This window comes from Paenibacillus sp. 01T422, assembly GCF_056398785.1.
Genome location: NZ_JBFTQB010000857.1, coordinates 1 through 2812, shown reverse-complemented (window position 1 = coordinate 2812; position 2812 = coordinate 1). Strand labels below are relative to the sequence as shown.

The 2812-nt window shown below is 49.3% G+C and carries 1 protein-coding gene; it reads right to left on the bottom strand.

Going from position 1 to position 2812, the window contains the following annotated elements; translation table 11 throughout:
• Positions 1-2812, bottom strand: a 2812-nt coding sequence (locus AC1DUA_RS32490) for a chitobiase/beta-hexosaminidase C-terminal domain-containing protein (protein ID WP_477503665.1), incomplete at both ends; no start/stop codon positions are given.

The following is a 2812-nucleotide window of genomic DNA, read 5'->3' as shown; positions in this document are numbered from 1 at the left end:
GATCGTATGCGTGCCTGTATTCGCAGGCTGCACAGTCCCCATCCATCGTGTGGAGAAATGATCTTCGCCGATACCGACGGATGGATCAGAGGCTCCTGTTCCCTTCTCGTCACCAAGGTCAAAATCAATTTTTGGCGTGATGGAGGATTTGGCTAACGATGTGAATTGATCATCTTTGTAATAGTTCACGTTGAATACGGGCAGCGTATCAAAAGCATCACCTGTCAACGCCTTGATATCGTTCACGTCCCAAGGATGTCCATCCGGATACGCGATCCCATGGAAAGGCATAGACGGTTCGGATGTCATCGGATTCGTGTCCGATCCCCAAGGGAAACGTGTGTTATCCCGGCCGATACCGAACTCCCACATGACGTAGCCAATGCCTTTGTTCCCATAGTGTTCCACAATGCCTGGCACGGATTGTGTCGATCGGTTCATCGCTTCATCAGCTAGGATTCCCTTGCTAACACCATAAGGCGTTGGATAATCCGCTTCATAAGGATGCCAAGTAATGAAGTCTGAAGTAGCTTCACCACTAAATTGGCCAGCTGTTGAAGATACCGGGTGCACGGTATCGATTTCTTTGATCCATATCCGCGCATCGTTCATAATCTGCTTCGTCATTTGATCCATTAGGCCGCTCTCACCGTTGCTTGGTTCATTATAAATGTTCCAGAAGGCGATCCTCGGATCGTTCTTATGAGCAGTTACGATGCCTTGCACGTAAGCTTTCAAATCTTGTTTGTTAGCCGCATAGTCGGCTTTCACAGCATCACCCGGACCCTCCACCCAACGACTGTTATGCGCGCCGTATCTAGGTGCCGGTTGAGGTCCCATGACTGGAAAGTCATCCCAGCAATCGTCGAAGAAGGCAAGCTCAACCTTGATGCCGTGTTTGTCGGCAAGTGCCAGGAAATCTTCCAGATTAGCAAGCAGCTTCGCGCTATTATCTTTCCATAACAAGTTATGCACGAATACGCGCACAAAGTTGATGCCATACATCTCCGCATAACCTAATTCACGATCATTGATATCATGATCATACTCATCCCATTGCTGAATCTGGTTCACAACATTCGTGGGCACGAAAACCGCCCCTTTTACCCAAGACCAGTCATAGGTCGGCAGTTGAACCTCACCCAAATCTTTGACGAAAAGATTGTCATAGCTGGTCGCAACATAGTGCGCTCTGACACCGATAGCTCCTGTCGTGTAGGAAGTATCTACCGCACTAACGATATGCTCACTATCGATATAAATATCGATATGGCTGCCTACTGCTATCACCTTCATATGATAAGCTCTATTTTGCTGAATTGGGTACAGAATGGAGGCAAGTTCTTTCCAGTTGTTGTTGAATTTGCCCAATTGAACGCGTCCGTTAGAGGTGATTCCCGCAAAATAGCCCTTTAAATTATCTCCGCCATTGCTGGGATCTGTAACGCGGAAGATTAAACCGGCATTATCGTTATTCACGCCGTCTTTCATGGTTATATCAGCTTCGTATTCAAAGTTACTGAACGAAGTGCCATCTGCTATGGATTTGAAGCCAGGGCCTTTATCCGTTACTTGATAGGCCTTGCCGGCTACATTCCACGTGCCTTGGTAAGTCTTCCAGCCGTTCGCATTGTCATCGTCAAAATCATCCGAGAAGGTACGGCTGACTAACGTAAACGTAGCGCTTTGCACCGCTGAATCGAGCATACCGCTTTTGGCAGCATAAGCTTTCACCGTCGTTGTAGCCGTCAAAGTGATAGGCCCACTGTAGACAGGCGACGCAGCTGTAGGGAAACTGCCATCTACAGTGAAGTGTATATCGGCACCTGCTGTCGAGCTCGTCAACGTGACGATTTGCGTATTAGGAAAAGTGCCTGATGCTGGACTAATGACCGGCGCTGCAACTGGCAGCACAACCGTCGTCAACCGCTTCAAAGAGACATTGTCATAGGTAACCGCTTTATCGTCGTTCCAAGCTCTCAGCCCAACAGTACCAGAGGCGTAAGTTGCATCTGTGAAATGAAATGCAAGCTTGCCATTCACGTAGATGTAAAAGCGTGTCCCGATCCCAATTACTTTCAGATGGTTATAGGCATTCGGGTTGACACCGCTCACAACCGTTGAAGCGATTGGCGTCCAGGTGCCAGACGCACCTGCTGTGCTCATTTTCCCGACTTCAAGCTTGCCGGCAGCGTTCATACCTGCGTAGTACGCATTTACTTTATCTACACCGTCAGCTGGCCCCGTCGCTCGGAAAATGACACCGCTATTATTAGCGACTGCATCCTGCGGGTTCACATCCACTTCAAACTCAAAATCCTGATAAACCGCATTCACGACCGACTTGGCGCCTCTTGGATTCACAGCCATGTAGCTGTAGACACCTTGCGTTACTGACCATGTTGTCGGGGTGCCAACTACGGCTCCCATATAATTCGTCCAGCCGTCCGCAACACCATCGTCAAAGTCATCCGTGAAGACTTGCTCACTCTCCGCGATTATATAAGAGGAGGTAACCACATCCGAGACCATTTCCCCTGCTTTTTCAGCATAGGCTTTAAGAATCGTATCCGATGTTATCCCGATCGGTGACGTGTAGATGGGAGAAGTCGCATTCGGCAGCGTGCCGTCAAGCGTGTACCGAATCGTCGCCCCTTCTGTCGCCGAGGTAATGGCAACGTGCTGCGCACTGTCGTAAACCCCAGACGTTACGCTAAATTCAGGCGCAAACGTCGCTGCCGCACTATACGCTTTGGCTTCAAGATTATCGAAGGTCGCCCCTCCCCACCATGTTCTAAGACCAATCGAACCG